Source organism: Neisseria sp. P0020.S003, assembly GCF_051957095.1.
In the GTDB taxonomy this organism is placed as follows: domain Bacteria; phylum Pseudomonadota; class Gammaproteobacteria; order Burkholderiales; family Neisseriaceae; genus Neisseria; species Neisseria subflava.
Genome location: NZ_JBQCWU010000076.1, coordinates 1 through 443, shown reverse-complemented (window position 1 = coordinate 443; position 443 = coordinate 1). Strand labels below are relative to the sequence as shown.

Below are 443 nucleotides of genomic sequence, written 5' to 3'. Positions count from 1 at the left end.
ATTTTTTCAGTGAGAAAGGCGATAAAGCTGCGCACTTTCGCGCTAAGAAAGGCCCTGTCGACAGAAGTGGCGTTCAGTTGGTCTGTCCAAATGGTGTAATCGGGCAGGAGTTGGATCAATGTGCCGTCCTTCAATTCCTGCCGAACTGCCCAAAGGGGCGGATAGCCTATGCCTGCACCTGATTTAATCAGCTCACGGATCATCAGCGTGTTGTCGCTGCGGATAACCGATGAGAGGTGGAGAATGGATTTTTCTGCGGTAGCGCGGTGGGTAATTTCCCAGTCTTGTTGACTGGTATATGAAGGCAGGATAGCTTGGTGCTGAATGACGGCTTTGGGTGTATCGGGTGTGCCGTGTCGGGCAAGATAGTCGGGGGCGGCAAGCAGAACGAATTCGATTGTGGCCAGCGGGTTGACGATCAGCGAAGGGGAGGGGGTTTTGGA

General features: G+C 53.3%; 1 protein-coding gene. It reads right to left on the bottom strand.

Annotated features, from left to right (window positions below; genetic code table 11):
* On the bottom strand, positions 1-443 hold a 443-nt coding region (locus ACTHTQ_RS11395; RefSeq protein ID WP_440363978.1), incomplete at both ends, for a substrate binding domain-containing protein.